Raw genomic sequence first — 17,691 nt, 5'->3', positions numbered from 1 at the left:
TTATCACCTCACTTTCTATACTTATTATGTCACTTTGAGGTGATTTTTATTGATAAAAGACTAATTTATTTATAGATTCTATTAAGTTTTCAAGGTTCGATTATAGATTTTATGCTCATTCACATATATTCGCTAGATATATGCAGTTTTCTAAGAAACTTCTTATGCTCTCACATAAGCGTAGACTATATCATCACCTGTTAATAGGCGTCCTCCACTTCCACTACCAATCGCCTGTAGTGTACTCCCTTCTGGGATAGTCGTTGAAGTTTCTCCTCTTCGGAGCTTACCTGCTGATTGTCTATTATTACAGCACTTAGGATTTAACCTTATGCTATCTAGTTAATTTTTTCTACTTTCGTCACCATCACATCTGCCTTTATTTCATGGTTATGTTGTGGTTTAACTAGCTTTAAGAGTTCCCAGCAATTCAAAGGATTTTGGATAAGTTCAGTACTTATCACTCTATGCTCTTTACAAACATAGGAGGTTTAGTTACCTCTAAGCCGCACCATGATCAGTAGCTATTATTTTTTTATGCTACCTTACGTGGATCGTTTCGCCTGCGACTGGCATCGACTTTCAACCACAGACCTAAGCAAACACAGAATTAATTATATATTCTTTTAAGGAAAAAAGCAAGAGATTTATTAGTACTGGATTTAAGATTTAGGTGATAGGTATCCCCATCACCTAAATCTTCTCATCAATAATTAACCCTACCATCTCCCTTATTTTACCCAACATATCCAACACTTCTTTAGGTGGTAGTTCTTTAATTACCTTATGCTTCTTCAAATCCATTACCTTTACCATCATTCGCTTACTTTTTTCGTGGATTTCAAATTTTAAATCCTGTTGAAAAGGCTTAACTGCTTCATTTAAGCTCTCTATATCCTCTTGTAATTTATCTTTAGTTAGTTGATTTTGTTTTCTTTCTAATAAATTATCATCTTTATTAGTTTCCTTTACAGCCGTATTTTCTATATTACTTGGTTTAGAAATAATCGTATTTACATTATTACCATTATTAACTTCAGATACACTCATCTTCACACCTCCTTTTTGTTGATATATTGCAAAATTAATAATTTTAAATAATCTTTACTTTTAGCTACATCATCAATACCTAACAATATTAAAGATTTTGAACATAATAATTTTGATTTCTTTTTAACCTATAAATAAGTTTATTTTATATGTTCTAATAAGTTATTATTTAATTTAATAAACTCATCTATATATATAGATATATCATCTTCAAGAATATTGGCTACTAAATTCCAGTCATCCTCTTCCATCGCATCTAAGGATTTGTTAATTAAAGTATTAAATTCTTCTAATTTCTTAATCTCACTTATCTCTTGATTTTCTCCATATACTAGTGATAATATTTTCATTAATACTCCAGTATACCATTTAACTCCATCTAAACAAAGTTGTAATTTTTCATTGGCATCTATTATTTCTTGATCCCTAAAGAGATTGGCTATATCGATAAATCCTTTTTTCAATTTTGGTAAATAATTATTTGCTTCTGTTAGAGTTTCTTCAACAAGTCTAATACTCTTCTTAGTTAGAAACTCAATACTTTTAACTTCATTTAAATCAAAATTAATCAATTCTTCTTCAGTAACTATATTACCATTTATATATATTTCAGAGATTATTTTATCATTAATATCCTCTCTTATTTCTTCTAATATCTCTGTTAAACTATTAACTTTATCTATATTCAACTCTTGATTATCCAATAAAATTTTCATCTCTTCACCTCTCAGCTATTAAGTTTAAATATGTTCACAAACTTCTTCTATCTGTTTATGACTTATTTCAGGCCATAAAGGTAGACTAATTATTTCCTTACTAACTTGTTCACTAATAGGGAATTTTCCTTCTTTATAACCCAAATATTTATAAGCAGGCTGTAAGTGTAATGGAATGGGATAATGAATACCAGTAGCAATTCCCAAACTACTCAACTTATCTCTTAATTTATCCCTATCCTTTACTCTAACAGCGTATAAGTGATAAACATGTTTTCCTAGGCTTCTTACCTTGGGCAAAATAACTTCCTTATCATTTAGCAGACTATTGTAATACTCAGCTTTTTCTATTCTTTGCTTTGTCCATTTATCCAAATGCTTTAATTTGATTCTTAATACAGCAGCTTGAATGGAATCTAACCTACTATTGTATCCTTCTATTTTATGCTTATACTTATCTACACGCCCGTGATTAGATAACATCTTTATCCTTTTAGCCAATTCTAAATTATTAGTAACTATAGCTCCTGCATCCCCAAAAGCACCTAAATTTTTCCCAGGATAGAAAGAGAAAGTAGCAATATCTCCATATTCTCCAGGTCCCTTCCCGTTCAATTTAGCTCCATGGGCTTGAGCTGAATCCTCAATAACCTTCAGATTATATTCTTTAGCTATCTTCATAATCTCTTCCATATCACACATCTGCCCATATAGATGAACAGGTATTATTGCTTTAATATTCTCAGGAGATTTTTGATTGACTAAATATTCTCTTAATTTATTAGGATTCATAGTATAGTTATCTTCTTCAATATCTATAAAATCTACTTTGGCTCCTACAAGAGTTATAGCTTCTGCTGTAGCTATAAAAGTATTAGGAACAGTTAATACTATGTCCCCTGAACCTATGTCCAAAGCCTTTAATGCAAGTATTAAAGCATCAGTTCCATTAGCACATCCAACTGCATGTTTTACATTACAATAATCAGCAAATTCCTGTTCAAATTTATCTACTTCTTCTCCTCCAATAAACTGAGTCTTATCTATTATTGACTTAATTTTAACCATAATTTCATCATATATTTCTTCATAGCAATCTGATAAATTCATTAAAGGGATTTTCATCTTTATACTTCCCCTCCCTAATAATCTAAGGTTAAATATACTTTTTTATTATTTACTTTAAAATACGGAGGTTCAAATGGTGGAAAATCTAAAGCACGGATATATCTATAAATCTTTTCTTTATTCCAATTAAGATTAATTTCTTTAACTTTATTTATATCGCTTCTTTTATATAAATGACAATTTTTATTTTTTATTAAGTCATCTTGAGGAATTCTCTTATTATTCAAACCTAATATTTCATCTAAAGATTCTGCAAACAAATCAACTGATTGTTCTTCAGTTATACTATAAAGTTCATTTACCCTAATATTATCAGCAATTTGAAACCTTTTTTCTGCAATTATATCTCCAGAATCAATCCCTGAATCCATATAATGAAGAGTAGTTCCAAATTCATTTTCTTTATTTATTATTGCAAATGAGAATTGATTACACCCTCTATATTCAGGTAAGGGAGCCATATGTAAGTTTATGGATCCATACTTTGGGTGTTCTAATATCTTTTCTTTAAGTATTTTATGGTATTGAACAGAAAATATAAAATCTACCTCTAACTCTAAAACATCCTCAAAATTCAAAATAGGGATATTATGCTCAAAAGCTAATTTATACACTCTACAATTTTCTGACCACCAAACATCTGTTTTTTTATCTTTAGTTAAAACACCTACAAGATCCACATTAAACCTATTTATTAATATTTTTAGACATTTATATCCTACAGGTTTATTACCCATAAATATAACCTTTCTCTTATCCATTGCTAATCACGCTCCATACCTAATTTACACTCCTTAGGTTCAAATCTCAATTTAATTGTTTTACCTGTTTCGGCAGCTTCATAAATAGCATTAATTAACTCTAATGATTTTCTTCCTTCTAATCCATCTACTAATGCCTTTTTATTATTTTTAATACAATCTACTACATGGTCTAAATATCTTTTATGTCCAAATCCATAAACATTAGGAGGATTTTCTTTAAACTCTTTCATAACTTCTTGGTCTTCTTCTTGCTCATCTTCAAATCCCCATATTTTCATTTCATTCACAGCAAACCCACCAATTTCAACAGTCCCTTTAGCCCCTAATATAGATAAAGAACCCTCTAAATCTTTAGGTCTAGTTGCTGTGGTAGCTTCTATAATACCTAGGGCACCATTAGCAAATTTAATAACTACAGCTCCTGTATCCTCTACTTCAATATCTACTAATCTAGTAGCAGTCTGAGCAGATACCTCAACAGGTTGTCCCATCATCCATTCTAATAAATCTATATGATGTGAAGCTTGATTAGTTAAAACCCCACCATCCATAGCCCAAGTTCCACGCCAGTCATCCATATCATAATAATGTTGGTGTCTAGTCCACCTAACTCTTACTGTCCCCATCACCAATTTACCAAATCGACCCTTTTCCAAGGCTTGTCTTAGTTTCTGTACAGGTAAATTATATCTATTTTGTTTTACTACAAATAACCTAACTCCATTTTCATCACAAACTCTAATCATTTCATCGGCATCTTCTAATTTAAGTGCCATTGGCTTCTCACAAACTATATGTTTTTTTATATTTTTTTACTATATCAATTGTATGCTTAGCATGTAATCCACTAGGAGTTAATATATTTACTACGTCTATATCTTCATTCTTTAACATGTCATCATAATTTTTATAATAAGCAATTCCTAACTTTTCTCCGTAAGATTTTGCTCTTTCTTCTTTTATATCACAAACAGATACAAGTTCAGCATCAGGTAGGTCATTTAAAGATTCTATATGTTTTTTTGCTATTCTTCCACATCCTACTAAAGCAAATCTTAATTTAGACATTCAATCCCCCCATTATTCATTAATTTTTATAATAGGATTAATTAGTTCTTCAAAATTAGATAGCAATCCATACTTTTTTACTTCCTTATTATTAAGAAGTACTTCTTTTAATCTTTCTTTTTTAACTTTTATATCTTTAATATTCCATACTTCTTCAATAGAAAGATTTGATGAGTTTATATTGTTATCTTTATTTGCTATTACTAATGCTTTTTGAGATAAACCAAACCCATTATTTATTAAGCATTGTTTTTCCAAATTAGACAACCAACTTGCTAATTGTTCTTTACAATTCTTAGATATTTCATTACTACTAAATACTTTTTGAATATAAGAAAAAAGGTTTCTAACTAAACTCTCTTTATCTTCTAATAATTGTGCATCAAAGGGATTATTCATAAAAAATGCTGTAGGTAATATACTTACTAACTCTAAACCTTGTTCATTTAAGATTTCTTTCAAATAATTAATATCTCTTATTATAACATGTTCAGATTTACTCCTCGTGCCAATCATAGAAATTGGGTCAAATAATATGGCTAAACCATTATCTTTTAGACTATTAGAAATATTTGAAATTGTAGAAATATACTTATGCTCATCAGTTAAATGTAATAATACATCTGCTGCAAAAACTAAATCATATTTCTTATCATATAAACTAAAGTCCGATATATCTCCTTCAACAAAATCAAATTCACTATATTTTTTTGTTAATTCAACCACTGATTTCTTAGCAATATCAATACCTCTATATTCACTTATATTTTTTTGATAGAAATAATTTGTATAAAACCCTATCCCAGGTCCTAATTCTAGAATATCTTTACCCTTTAATAAATCAAATAATTTTGAAATTGAATAATCTAATATTTCAGTTCTTATTTTATACATATATTGATTATAAATTTTACCTAACCCTATATAACCTACACCCTCTATATCGAATTTTTGATTTAAACGATTATTCCAATATGAATTATAATCAAATTGATTCTTAGATTCTTCATCTTCTATAATGATTTTTATTAAATTTTTAATTTTTTGTAATTTTTCATCTAATGAATAATTATTTTCTATAAAATTTCGATATTTTTTTGTATTATAGTTATTAGAAGTAACCATGTCAGATAGTTCTTCTACAGTATTCCAAATATACTCTCTGGGATATATATTTTTAGCACCAACAAAATTATGAATAAGTGGCTTTATTCCTTTCGCCATAGCTTCCATAATAGATAAATGCTGACTTTCCAATACACTTGTTGAAATTATATAATTCTTATCTTCTAACCATTCATCTATATCATCTTGCCATCCTTCAAAAACAACATTATCCTGTAATCCCATTTCTTTTATCATCTGTTTGAAATATAATAGATATCTAGGTTGTTCAAACCTGCCAGCGATATAAAGTTTATATCTTTTATCCTTATCAAAAATAGCTTTAAAAGCATGTAATAATAACATTGGACCCTTTTTAAAATTAATTAATCCAACAGAAGCAATATTATAGCCTTTTTTTCTACCTTTGAACTTATGCTTATTAAGATTAATACCATTAGGAATAACCACAGTCTTTTCTCTTTTCAAAATTTTAACCGTATCTAATACATACCTCTGTATATGTTCCGCTACAAAAATAATTTTATCTACATTACTCCATTTAACCTGCTGAGGATAGTTTGTAAAAGCCTCATAACTATGAAGTCTACAAATAATTCTCTTTTTCTTAGCTAATTCTGTTTTACTACCATATATAACAAGCTCATCACACCATTCAAACCAACATATATCTGCCCATTCCATCCCTTCATCAATTTGATTGGTATTCTCTACGATGACCTTCTTTGTTATATATTCTTTAGATAACCCTTCAATAATATCATCTATAAAATTATCTAATCCTTTCTTGATAAAAAAAACTAATCTCTTTTTATTTTCTATATCAATTTCGTGAGTAAAGCTTTTTAACCTTTCAACAGCTTGATTAACATCTTGCTTTTCTTCATCTGAAATAGCTATAGATTTAGCTTCAATATAAATATTGAATGCTTTCTGATATTCTTCTAATTGCTCATAAATATATCCTAAATTATAAAGCAAATCAAAATTATTACTATCTAAAGATAATCCCTTTTCTAAAACTCTATTAGCCTCATTTAACCGTCCTTTCATAATAGCAATTACAGCTTCCATAGAATATACATCTATATCATTTTCAATAATATTACTATACTCATCCAATAACAATTTTGCTTCTTCTAAATTTCCGTTATTAATAAGAGTTTGAATGTTATGTTTTGATTTTATTTTATACTCTTCTAACTCATCATTCTCTTCCTCTGTTTTCTGTTGGAAATCATTAAGTAATAACTGTATTCCTTTTTTCATAATACTATATTTATTAAGAGCTTGTTTTAAGTAACGAATATATAATATATCATCTTTACCCTTAATCTCTAAAGCACCTTTCATAATAAGTAGAAACTCATCTTCTAAATTATCAATCTTATAAAGTTCTTTATTATTAATTATTTTTTGATTATAAACTTCTTTTAAATATCTAATTCCTATTTCTATATATTTACTAAATACTTTTCTGTAATCATCTAGACTAATCTTATCTTTAATTAATAAAAACTTAGCTATAGATTTATTTACCCCATCATTTTCCACATCACTATTACTTGTTAGATATAATAACAAATCATCACTAACATCATCATAAACTTCTGCTAAATAAGCAAGCCAATTACTGAAAATAGATATCTTAATATTTGATAATATATCTGATGATTTACAATCTATTTTAATTAGATAATAAACTAAATCTCCATAATAATAAGGTAATTCATTAAAATCCATTTTCTTAATCTTATTTATTATTTCTTTATTATAATCTAAATTATTATTAATTAATAATAATTTAACTTGATTTAATAAACCATACTCTGAATTCATATTAGCAAATAATTGTATTATTTCTTTATTATTTGACTCTTTTAATTGAATTTTACTATCTTCTAAAGCATTAAGAAATTCCTTTTCCAAATCTTTTTTATCTAAAACACTATTTAAATAATATTCTTTTATCTTATCATATTTATTTAATTCAAAATAAGATTTGATCAAATATTGAAAAATACTTTTAATGTATTTCTCTTCTTTAACTAAAAGGCTATACTTTATTGCTTCATGATAATTCTCTTCTCGATAATGTAATTTAGCCAATTCACTATAGGCTACTTCTTCCAAAGATAATGAGGAATCTATAAAAGACATGTCTTTTCTACTTGGAGTATATCTATAATTATCCTTTAAGCTCAAATAAATATTAAAATTATCTATAGCCTCCTTATCTCTCCCAAGAGCAGATAAACCCAAAGATTTAAAATAATAAAAATCTAAATAACCATCTTTAACACCCAAAGCTTCCTCACAAATCTTCAGCATTTTTTTGAATTGTCCCTTTTTTAATAGCATATCTGCATAATGACTATAAACATAGAAGAAACTTTCTTCTCTTTTCTGCTCTCTCATCAAATCATAAGCTATTTGGATTGTCTCAAGGGATTCATCCATATCCTTATGCATCGAATAACTTTTAGCTAATTGATACCAATAGTAAACATTTTCAGGATTTTTCTCTAGCTCCTGTTTTAATATTCCAGCAGTTCTTTTAAATTTTCTTTCCATTAGCTCTGGATCATTACTGTTATATCCATAATGCAATAAGGTTAATTCTAGGTCTATAATAGGATGCTTAAAGATTGGTTGATTATGGACGGCTCCTTTATAATGAAATTCACCATCATTTCTAAATAACCTAGGTTGTAACAAAGAAGAAGAATGAATTTTATCATCAGATGTAAAGCTTTCTTGAGTAACTAATCCAGTATTATAACTCTTTTGCTCCTCTGCTAATAAAAATCTAATAAGATTATAGGAATCTTCTATAACTTCATCGCCATCAATTACAAAAAGCCATTCACCTTTACAATATTCTATTACCTTATTTCTCATCTCAGAAAAATTATCATTCCACTTGTGGAAATAAACTTTATTGGTAAATTCTTTAGCAATTTCTACTGTACCATCATCAGAACCCGTATCTATAATAACCAATTCAGCATCAATAGCATCTCTTACAGGTTCTAAGCTTTCCAAGCATTCTCTTAAATGCTTAGCTTCATTCTTTACCATCATTCCTATGCTTAGTTTCATATTAATTGCCCCCTCATGAAAGTACAACTACCTGTTATATTTCAATTACTAATTATAATCTAATTATTCTTTTTAACTACTTCCTGCCAAGTCTCAAGGAGATCTTTCATTAAATCAATAACCTGATCAATTAACTCAGGATTCTTCTGTATATTAGCAGCAATTAATTGGCGATTCATGAAATCATATAACTTGTCTAAATCATCTGCTATCTCTCCACCTTTTTCAAAATCTAGAGTTACCTTTAACTCAGTTATAATATCTTGAGACTTCTGCAAATATTTATTGGTTACCTCTATATCTTTATCCTCTATACCCTTTTTAGCTAAATTTAAGAATTTAATACATCCTTGATAAAGCATAATTAATAATTTACCTGGATTTGCTGTCTGAGCTTGGACTTGTTTATATTGATTATATGCATTTTTATTCATTTATTACCCTCCTGTGATATACAAATTATATCATTTCTTCTTATCAATAAATCTGCCTTCATAAGAATCCACTCTAGAGTGGTATGATCTATTTAAAATATTACCACGTTTGATTTTAAATAATTCAGATTTAACTTGATCTTTTTTAGTTCTTAATTTTTTTTTATTTCCAATATCTAAATTATTTATCTCTTGAGTTATTTGATAGATATCCCTTATATCTTCTTTAAGTTGAGCTCTATAAGGAAAATCTAAATTTAATAAATTAGAAATAAAGTTCTGATTATCTTCTAAATTTAATATATCTCCAATCTGTTGACTAGTATTAGTTATTCTGTCTTTTAGCTTATCAATCTTATTTATTAGCTTTCCTCTTTCAGTTAATAACTTATTCATTTTTTCGATATTATTATTTTCTATGGTTAATCCTAAATCTTTGCTTATCTTTAACATCAGTTTGTACAAGCTCTTCTCTTCATGATAATAGCCAATAAGACTTTTAAGTAACTTATTTAACTCTGGATTATATACCAAGATAGATACCTCCATAAAGAACTAGTAATTTAATTAATTTAAATTTAACCAACAAATAATAAAAGTTTTTATTATTTGTTGGTTAAATATCAGAAATTATAATAAAATACTTATATACTTCCTAGACTCCCCAATTGGCTTTGTAACCAACTAGACTGACTGTTTATTTCAGAAAGGCCCTTCTCCATAGCAGTAAACTGCTCTTTTAGACTCTCTCTTTTCATCTCTAGCCTTCTTTCTAAAGAGTCCATATTGTCATCAACATCCTTCATCATACTTTCATAAGAGTCTATTCTTTTCGGTATCACTCCAGTATTAGTCTTAAGTAGCATATCAAGATAATTATCTAATCTAGTAGCTACACCATCAAAACTATCACTATCCTCACTATCTGCATTAAATAACTTCTCTACAGCAGCAGGGTCTTCATCTAAAGCTGCTTTGAATTCATCCTCATCTAAGCTCATTTTCCCATCTTTATCTATTTCGATTCCCACCATTGCCAATTGATTATACTTATCTGTTTCATTAACTCTATCTGTTACACCCTGACGCAATCTAGAAGATAGTCTCATCAGAGTAGAATCCCCTTGTAGTGCTCCTGATTCACCACTATCAGAATCATAATCCATTTTATCACTAATAAAACCTTGTACACTATTATATTGATCAATAAAATCTTGAACAGCAGTAACTGTCTTTTCTACATCAGGACCAACATCAATAGTGGCTTCACCTATAGCTTTTAAATCAAATTTAACATTATCTACAACATCATCAATATCTTCATTAGTAGAACGACTAACACCCAACCCATCAATAGTAAACTCAGCATTTTCTCCTGCTTGTAACACCCCTGATTCACTAGCTGAATCAATGGCTCCATCAGCAGGTCCAGTTACTTTTCCATCAGCATCTAGATTAAAGCCTAAATCTGCTAAGAGTCCTGTATCATCTGTAAGGGCTAGTTCATAGTCACTTCCTGTATGATAACTCTCAATTACCAATCTACCATCCACTACTGATGCCTTAGCTATATTAATCTCTTCTGTAGAGCTATCTCCATCATGGTCAACAGTGGTGTTATTGATAGCCTCACTGATCTCACTCAATGAAGCCCCTGCCCCAACACTTATAGTAGCAGTATTACTGACCATAGAAGTTCCCGTTCCATCCTTTATATCAATCGTAAAGGTTTCAGCAGCAGCAGTTGTAAAAGCACTATCTTGTCTTGAAGCTACCCTATTAGCCTTGGCTAAATTACTTATATTAAGAGCATAACTTCCTGCTGAGGCACTTGTATTTGCTGTAGCTGTGGCAATCTCCTCATCACTACTAGTTGTCTTATTAGAATTAAAAGTTGAAGAAAACTTCAAATCGGTAATTTTATTACTCAAACTGTCTAACCTTGAATTAACATCCCTCCAAGCATCCTTAGCAACTCTTAAATCCTCTTTCTTATCTTGCATCTGTATCAAAGGCCTTTGTTCAACATACATTAGCTTGTCAATAACAGATTGGGTATCCATTCCACTGACTAAACCATCTAAACTAATTCCTGCCATAATTAACACCTCCATTAAGTTATGAGTATTAGTTGTGAGTGCAATTGAATTAATAATTAATTACTTCACTATAGTTAACTACACTAACCACTGACACCCACACTAATAAAAAAGACCAGCCGGAATAACCGGCCGGCCTTAATGAACAATTTATAATTATTTAATTGTAAATTGTTCATTGATTATTGTAAATTATCCAAGAAGTTGAAGAACCCCCTGTGGTTTTTGATTAGCTTGTGCTAACATCGCTGTACCAGCTTGAGACAAGATTCTTGTTTTACTCATATTCATCATCTCTTTAGCCATGTCAACGTCTCTGATTCGAGAGTTAGCAGCAGTTAAGTTCTCTTCAGTTGTACTTAAGTTATTGATAGTGTGCTCTAGGCGATTCTGCTTAGCACCAAGTTTAGATCTCTCTTCAGAAACCTTTTTAATAGCAGCATCAATTGTAGTAATAGCATTATTAGCAGAAGTCTGAGCAGCAATACTTAATCCACTTACTCCTAAGCTATTAGCACTCATATTACCAATACTTAAGCTCATTGTATCAGTCTTATTAGCACCAACCTGGAATGTTAATCCAGTGGCTGCACCGCTTAATAAAGTCTTAGTGTTGAACTGAGTTTGACTTGAGATATCATTAATCTGAGCAACTAATTCATTAACTTCACTTTGAAGTTGATTTCTATCCTCATTAGTATTAGAATCATTGGCAGCCTGAACAGAAAGTTCACGCATTCTCTGTAGCATAGAGTGAGTTTCATTCAATGCACCCTCAGCAGTCTGGATCAGTGAAATCCCATCTTGTGAATTTCTTTGTGCTTGAGCTAAACCATTGATTTGTCCCTTCATCTTCTCACTGATTGCTAATCCAGCAGCATCATCAGCTGCTCTATTAATTCTACTACCTGAAGATAATCTTTCTAAAGATTTAGTCATTGCATTTTGTGTGCTTTTTAATTGATTATAAGAGTTTAACGCAGAAACATTAGTATTAATTCTCATTAATATCATCCTCCTTGAGTTTTGTTTTTAATTCCTCTAGCCTCCGTGCCAGAAGAAAGGATTGGCTACTGTACTTATCAATTCTATCTAGTCGGCCGTCCTAGTTATAGCTGATGATAGTTAGTAACCACTGTTACCCTGAATTAGCTTCAGAGTACCAATTGTTACTAGCTATAATTTTAATCCTTTATCTACTTTATAAAATTTATATTTTTTCTTTACCTATTACTATTATCGTGTTGACTTCAAATATCTTAATTATAATTCAGCTATATTTCAGGTGATTTAAAGCAATTAAGATGAAATGGCTTCTTTTTTCTCTGCCTATCCCTCTAATTAGTCTTGATTTCAACCTTATATATCATTTTATAGAAATTAATCAGATTATTCATCAGCCAAAACCTTAAATAAATCACTGAGTTTAGTAATATTCGGCGTCGCTGCTTCTTTATTGGCTACTTCTATCTGTTCATAAATTTCTTTGCGATGTATCTCAATTTGGCGAGGAGCATTAATTCCTACCCTCACTTGCCCACCAGATATCTCTACTATAGTTAGTTCTATATCATCACCTATTATAATGCTTTCATTTATCTTTCGTGTTAATACCAGCATCTAGATAAAACCTCCTCTATGATAATCGACATTAAACTTATTGAGTATCCAATTCTAAGTAATATATAGTCTAAATAATACTGATTAACTAATAGACTTTATCAATTTAACTAAGTACAATTATAGGTATAATTCTTAATTCTTTAACAACTATTCTCTAAGCATTATCTGCCACTTGCTTATTATTCTCATCATAAAATAGCCGATGCTTTATCTGATATCTCTCATCATCTAAAATAATCTGTTTAGCTAATCTCTCCTTATAATTAATTACTATTGGAGCTTTAAGGTTAATTGTCATCTCTTTTGGGTTTTCTGGAACAGTTATTATATTTATTACCATTACATCTTCTTTTGAACTGATATTCAACTCTTTTTGCAATTCATCATTTAAATCAAATTCATAATACTTAATATAATTCCAAGGCTCTGTTACAATAAAAGCTAAATCAGAATTAGTTGAAGACTGTAGCCAAAAAAAGTCGCTTTCTTCTTCTTTTAATATGACAAACTTTTTTTCATTTTTAAAACCATATAACCCTTGGTTAAAAAGAATCATTTCATCTTCTTTTATTTCTATTTTACCAAAACGGGTTGTCTCTAATTCCATTATATTCAACCTCCATATTTAATATCGATGTCAGGTATTAAGTAATGGTTAGATCTTTTATCACTACTTTATTATACCTTAGTATCTACTGCTCTAATCTCTAGCTTAGGTAATTGTTTTTGATAAATATCAATCTTACCCCAATCAAGGTCTACTCCTACATTACCAGGCTCAGTATTAATAGCTATTCCATCTATATCATCATTCTTAAAAGTAATATCTAACTTATTGGGAGTAACCTTGAATTCAGGTCCTACCTTCCATTTAAGCCCTATATCCCTGTCCTTATCAAAAGACCTCTTTCTTGCTTGTGCTATTAATGGATTCCCTTTTCTTTCTATAGCAGCAAGGGCATCACCTTCTGCTGCATACTCAGCTATCCCTTTAAGTGATTCCTGATAGCCCTTTCTAGCTATATCTTTACTATAAATCTTGTTGTTTTTACAATCTAATTGTGCTCTTACTTTACTCATATCAATCTTAATTTCAGCAGCTTTATCTTCAATTGTTAATTTCCCATCAATTTGTTCTAATTTAAAGGTGTTAGGCCTTTGATTAACCCTTAATTTAGGAGGGGTCTGCTTCAATCCTATCTTGGCCCAAGTCTGAGCTATTTCTAATCTCTTACTCATATTAACCATCATTCCACCTCCTAAGTTAATTTAAGATATTCTAAATTATATTATTTGACAAAATCAACTAAACTAGGTTGAATTATTCTTGAACCAGATGATAAAGCAGCTCGGTAAACATTCTCACTCATCTTTAAATTCATTATTGTTTCTGCTATATCTACATCTTCATTTTTAGATAACAAATTTTTAAATTTAATATAATCTTTTTCTAATCTATCTTTAGTAAGTTCTAATCTCTTTTGTTTAGCACCATTTTCTGCTCTGATAGATAACATTTTATCTGTACTAATGTCTAAATTCTCTAGATTTTCATCAGATAACTTACTTGGATTATTATCTAAGTTATCTGCTATATTAGAAAGTTCATCTAATAAATCTTTAAAAAAAGATCCATTTTGATTAATAGTCAACTCTGTACCATATGAAACCTCTAGCGAGATTTCTCCATAATCTCCTTTATAATCACTATCTGATGTAGGATAAGGTTCATTTAAAGTTTTATTCCCAGAAAATAAATAACGTCCATTTATATTAGAATTAGCTATCTCAGTTAAGTTTTCCTTCAATTCAACGATTTCATCCTTAATACCCTTCCTATCAATTGCACTTAATGTATCATTAGCACCATAAACAACTAATTCTCTAGTACGTTCAAGAACCTTACTTGCTTGACTTAATGCTTCATCAGTTGTTTGCAACCATAATAGCCCTTCGTCAGAATTCTTTACATACTGTTCATTATTAGAAATAGTAGTGTTTAAGCTCATACTCCTAACCGCTCCAGTAGGATCATCAGAAGGCACATCAAACTTCTTTCCTGTTGATAATTGGCGATTATGTTCGTCCAAACGTTCCATATTATTTTGTAAATTATTCATTAAGTTACTGACCATCATTCCATTGGTTACTCTCATTTTTAGCCTCCTTATTTTAATTCTAACTACTAACTGTATATCCTAACTATCTTTTTAATCCATTAACTAAAGTTTCTAAAAGTTCATCCATAGTAGATACAATCTTAGCAGCTGCATTATAGGCATGTTGATACTGTATCATTTTACCCATCTCTTCATCTAAGGAAACCCCTGAGTATGAAGCTTGATCTTCATTCATCTGCTTAGTTAATGTCTCCTGATTTTGAACCATTCTCTCTGCTCGCTGACTATCTACTCCTAATTTGGCTATAACAGAGCTATAATACTCTGAAAAAGTAGAGGTAGAATTCTTTTCTGGTAATAAATCTGTACTACCTATCTTAGCTAGCTTTAAAGCAACATCACTATTTCTAGGATAATCATTTTTACTGTCATTATCACGATCATAGGTCTTAGAGGCAGCAGCAATATTTCTCAAGTCATTTTTAATAGCTGTACTAATTGTGATATCCTTAGCACTAGTCCCTGTAAAGAAGTCACGCCCTACACCAATTCCTTTCATACCTAATAAATTAACTATATCTCTTTCTCCATCATCACTAGTATTAACTAAGTCTATCTTATCATCAGCATTAGTACCTTTAATTTCTAAGATATTATTCTCTATTCCTAACCCTTGTAGAATATTATCGCCACTATTATGACTAATCTCTGCTCTATTATTAACATCACTAGGAGTTATAACAAGCATATTATTATCATTAATGCTTGCTGTTACATCCCCTGAAAGTAATGAAGAGTTTATCTTATCTCTAATATCTTCAAGACTATCAGTAGCAAGAACACTAATAGTATCTTCATCACCACCAATTGAAATATCGAATTTTCCTTCATATCCTATAACCTCTGATTCACTATCGGCAATTCCAAGAGCTTGAACAATATCATCACCATTATTATAAGTGATATCTGCTTTATTAGTAATATCACTAGGAGTCATAACTAACATATTATCTGCATTTATACTTGCTGTTATATCAGCAGAAATGTCAGAAGCATTTATCTTATCTCTAATATCTTCAAGACTATCAGTAGCAAGAACACTAATAGTCTCCGTATTATCACCAATTGTGATATCAAAATCACCTTCAGAGCCTAAGGAAGCAGTTTTATCATCAACAGCATTAGATTTAGATATTACTGCTTTTTTATAGTTAATAGAACTGGACTTCGAAACTACCGCTGCATTCAAGCCTGTCTGGGAATCTATACTAGCTGCAATATCATTAAGACTAGCACCACTAGCGACATCAATTGGACCAATTGTATTTCCATTTAAAATAACCTCAAAGGAGCCACTACCATTCTCTAAAGGATTAGCAGGATTACCTTGAGAACTAGATACCATAGTATTCATCTCAACATCACTTAAACCATAGCCTTCACGATGTTGCTGATTAAATTCATCCATAAAATTAACTGCTACTTGATTTAATTCATCAATATAATGAGGGATTCCTGACTCAGAATCATCACGAGCATCTAATAAACCTTTTATCTCTCCACCACTAAAGATAGCATTATTCCCATTCTCCCATTGCACCTTCAAAAAGTCATTATTACTGCTATCTTCTACAGTTTCTAACTCAGTAACTCGGCTTCCTGCAACCAATTGTTGACTACTAATACTGACTCTGACTGCTCCTATCTCATCCTCTTTTGCTCTTATATTAGTAATTTTAGATAATTTCTGTAATAATAGATTCCTTTTATCCTCTAAATCATTAGCCTCTTGTCCAACAGCTCTAGCTTCAACTATCTGTGTATTTAAATCAGCAATTTGAGTGGCATAAGAATTAATATCATTTACTTTAATCTCTACTCTACTATTAAGAGAGTTTTGATATTCACTTAGCTGGCTGTGAAGGTGATTAAAGGTATCAGTTACAGCCAAAGCTCTTTGTCTAACTGTTGCTCTAACGGCCTCACTTTCAGGATTATTATTTAAATCCTGCAAAGAATTCCAATAACCATCTAACATATTACGTAGCCCATCTTCAGAAGGTTCATTAAAGATTAACTCTAACTCACTTAATGAATCCCTAGTCACCTCCCACATCCCTTGAGTAGTTGACTCTTCTCTCAATCTCATATCAGTAAAATCATCTCTCATTCTTTGAATCTTAGAAATTTTAACTCCAGTACCAACTTGTCCAGCACCAACCCCATCAACATTAAGAGGGGAAGTCGCAGAAAGTATGACCTCTTGGCGACTATACCCCTCAGTATTAGCATTAGCAATATTATGACCAACTACTTCTAAAGACTTTTTCTGTACTTGGACCGCTCGTTTTCCTATCTCTATTCCACTAAAGGTTGAACCCATTTTTATACCTCCCTTGTGTGTGAGTGTGTGTTATGTGTGGAAGCGAGTCCCACCTACACTCGCACTTAACACTAAATTA

The 17,691-nt window shown here is 30.3% G+C and carries 14 protein-coding genes and 1 pseudogene; all 15 read right to left on the bottom strand.

What is annotated here, in order from left to right; translation table 11 throughout:
- Positions 1 to 693: 693 nt before the first annotated feature.
- Positions 694 to 1,050 carry a flagellar protein FlaG gene (locus BX659_RS04330; protein ID WP_097017044.1) on the bottom strand — a complete coding sequence of 119 codons (357 nt, stop codon included), beginning with the start codon at positions 1,048 to 1,050 and terminating at the stop codon, positions 694 to 696.
- A gap of 140 nt (positions 1,051 to 1,190) precedes the next feature.
- The gene (locus BX659_RS04325; protein ID WP_097017045.1) at positions 1,191 to 1,766 is read right to left on the bottom strand and encodes a hypothetical protein; all 576 of its coding nucleotides are present in this window, start codon (positions 1,764 to 1,766) and stop codon (positions 1,191 to 1,193) included.
- 24 nt (positions 1,767 to 1,790) lie between these two features.
- Positions 1,791 to 2,876 (bottom strand): DegT/DnrJ/EryC1/StrS family aminotransferase, encoded by a 1,086-nt coding sequence (locus BX659_RS04320; RefSeq protein WP_219884423.1) that lies wholly within the window; start codon positions 2,874 to 2,876, stop codon positions 1,791 to 1,793.
- Between the two features lie 32 nt (positions 2,877 to 2,908).
- On the bottom strand, positions 2,909 to 3,655 hold the full coding sequence (locus BX659_RS04315) for a formyltransferase family protein (protein WP_097017047.1): 747 nt from the start codon (positions 3,653 to 3,655) through the stop codon (positions 2,909 to 2,911).
- Positions 3,656 to 3,657: 2 nt separating this feature from the next.
- Positions 3,658 to 4,726, bottom strand: a pseudogene (locus tag BX659_RS04310) (Gfo/Idh/MocA family protein).
- A gap of 12 nt (positions 4,727 to 4,738) precedes the next feature.
- Positions 4,739 to 8,953, bottom strand: a complete 4,215-nt coding sequence (locus BX659_RS04305) for a glycosyltransferase (protein WP_097017049.1) — start codon at positions 8,951 to 8,953, stop codon at positions 4,739 to 4,741.
- 59 nt (positions 8,954 to 9,012) lie between these two features.
- Positions 9,013 to 9,387 carry a flagellar export chaperone FliS gene (gene fliS, locus BX659_RS04300; protein ID WP_097017050.1) on the bottom strand — a complete coding sequence of 125 codons (375 nt, stop codon included), beginning with the start codon at positions 9,385 to 9,387 and terminating at the stop codon, positions 9,013 to 9,015.
- 30 nt (positions 9,388 to 9,417) lie between these two features.
- Positions 9,418 to 9,921, bottom strand: a complete 504-nt coding sequence (gene flgN / locus BX659_RS04295; RefSeq protein ID WP_097017051.1) for a flagellar export chaperone FlgN — start codon at positions 9,919 to 9,921, stop codon at positions 9,418 to 9,420.
- A 110-nt stretch (positions 9,922 to 10,031) separates the two neighbouring features.
- On the bottom strand, positions 10,032 to 11,486 hold the full coding sequence (fliD, locus tag BX659_RS04290) for a flagellar filament capping protein FliD (RefSeq protein ID WP_172431841.1): 1,455 nt from the start codon (positions 11,484 to 11,486) through the stop codon (positions 10,032 to 10,034).
- A 192-nt stretch (positions 11,487 to 11,678) separates the two neighbouring features.
- Complete coding sequence (locus BX659_RS04285) at positions 11,679 to 12,491, bottom strand: flagellin N-terminal helical domain-containing protein (RefSeq protein WP_097017053.1); 813 nt, start codon at positions 12,489 to 12,491, stop codon at positions 11,679 to 11,681.
- 384 nt (positions 12,492 to 12,875) lie between these two features.
- On the bottom strand, positions 12,876 to 13,106 hold the full coding sequence (gene csrA / locus BX659_RS04280; protein WP_097017054.1) for a carbon storage regulator CsrA: 231 nt from the start codon (positions 13,104 to 13,106) through the stop codon (positions 12,876 to 12,878).
- A gap of 157 nt (positions 13,107 to 13,263) precedes the next feature.
- Entirely contained in the window at positions 13,264 to 13,716 is a 453-nt protein-coding gene (gene fliW, locus BX659_RS04275) for a flagellar assembly protein FliW (protein WP_097017055.1), read from the bottom strand.
- 71 nt (positions 13,717 to 13,787) lie between these two features.
- The gene (locus BX659_RS04270; protein WP_253250685.1) at positions 13,788 to 14,357 is read right to left on the bottom strand and encodes a DUF6470 family protein; all 570 of its coding nucleotides are present in this window, start codon (positions 14,355 to 14,357) and stop codon (positions 13,788 to 13,790) included.
- 41 nt (positions 14,358 to 14,398) lie between these two features.
- Entirely contained in the window at positions 14,399 to 15,265 is an 867-nt protein-coding gene (gene flgL / locus BX659_RS04265) for a flagellar hook-associated protein FlgL (protein WP_097017056.1), read from the bottom strand.
- Positions 15,266 to 15,311: 46 nt separating this feature from the next.
- A complete protein-coding gene (flgK, locus tag BX659_RS04260; RefSeq protein ID WP_097017057.1) occupies positions 15,312 to 17,612 on the bottom strand; it encodes a flagellar hook-associated protein FlgK in 2,301 nt (766 codons plus the stop codon).
- Positions 17,613 to 17,691 lie beyond the last annotated feature (79 nt).

This window comes from Orenia metallireducens (genome assembly GCF_003001995.1).
Taxonomy (GTDB): Bacteria; Bacillota; Halanaerobiia; order Halobacteroidales; family Halobacteroidaceae; genus Orenia; species Orenia metallireducens_B.
This window is presented reverse-complemented; position numbering and strand designations above follow the sequence as displayed.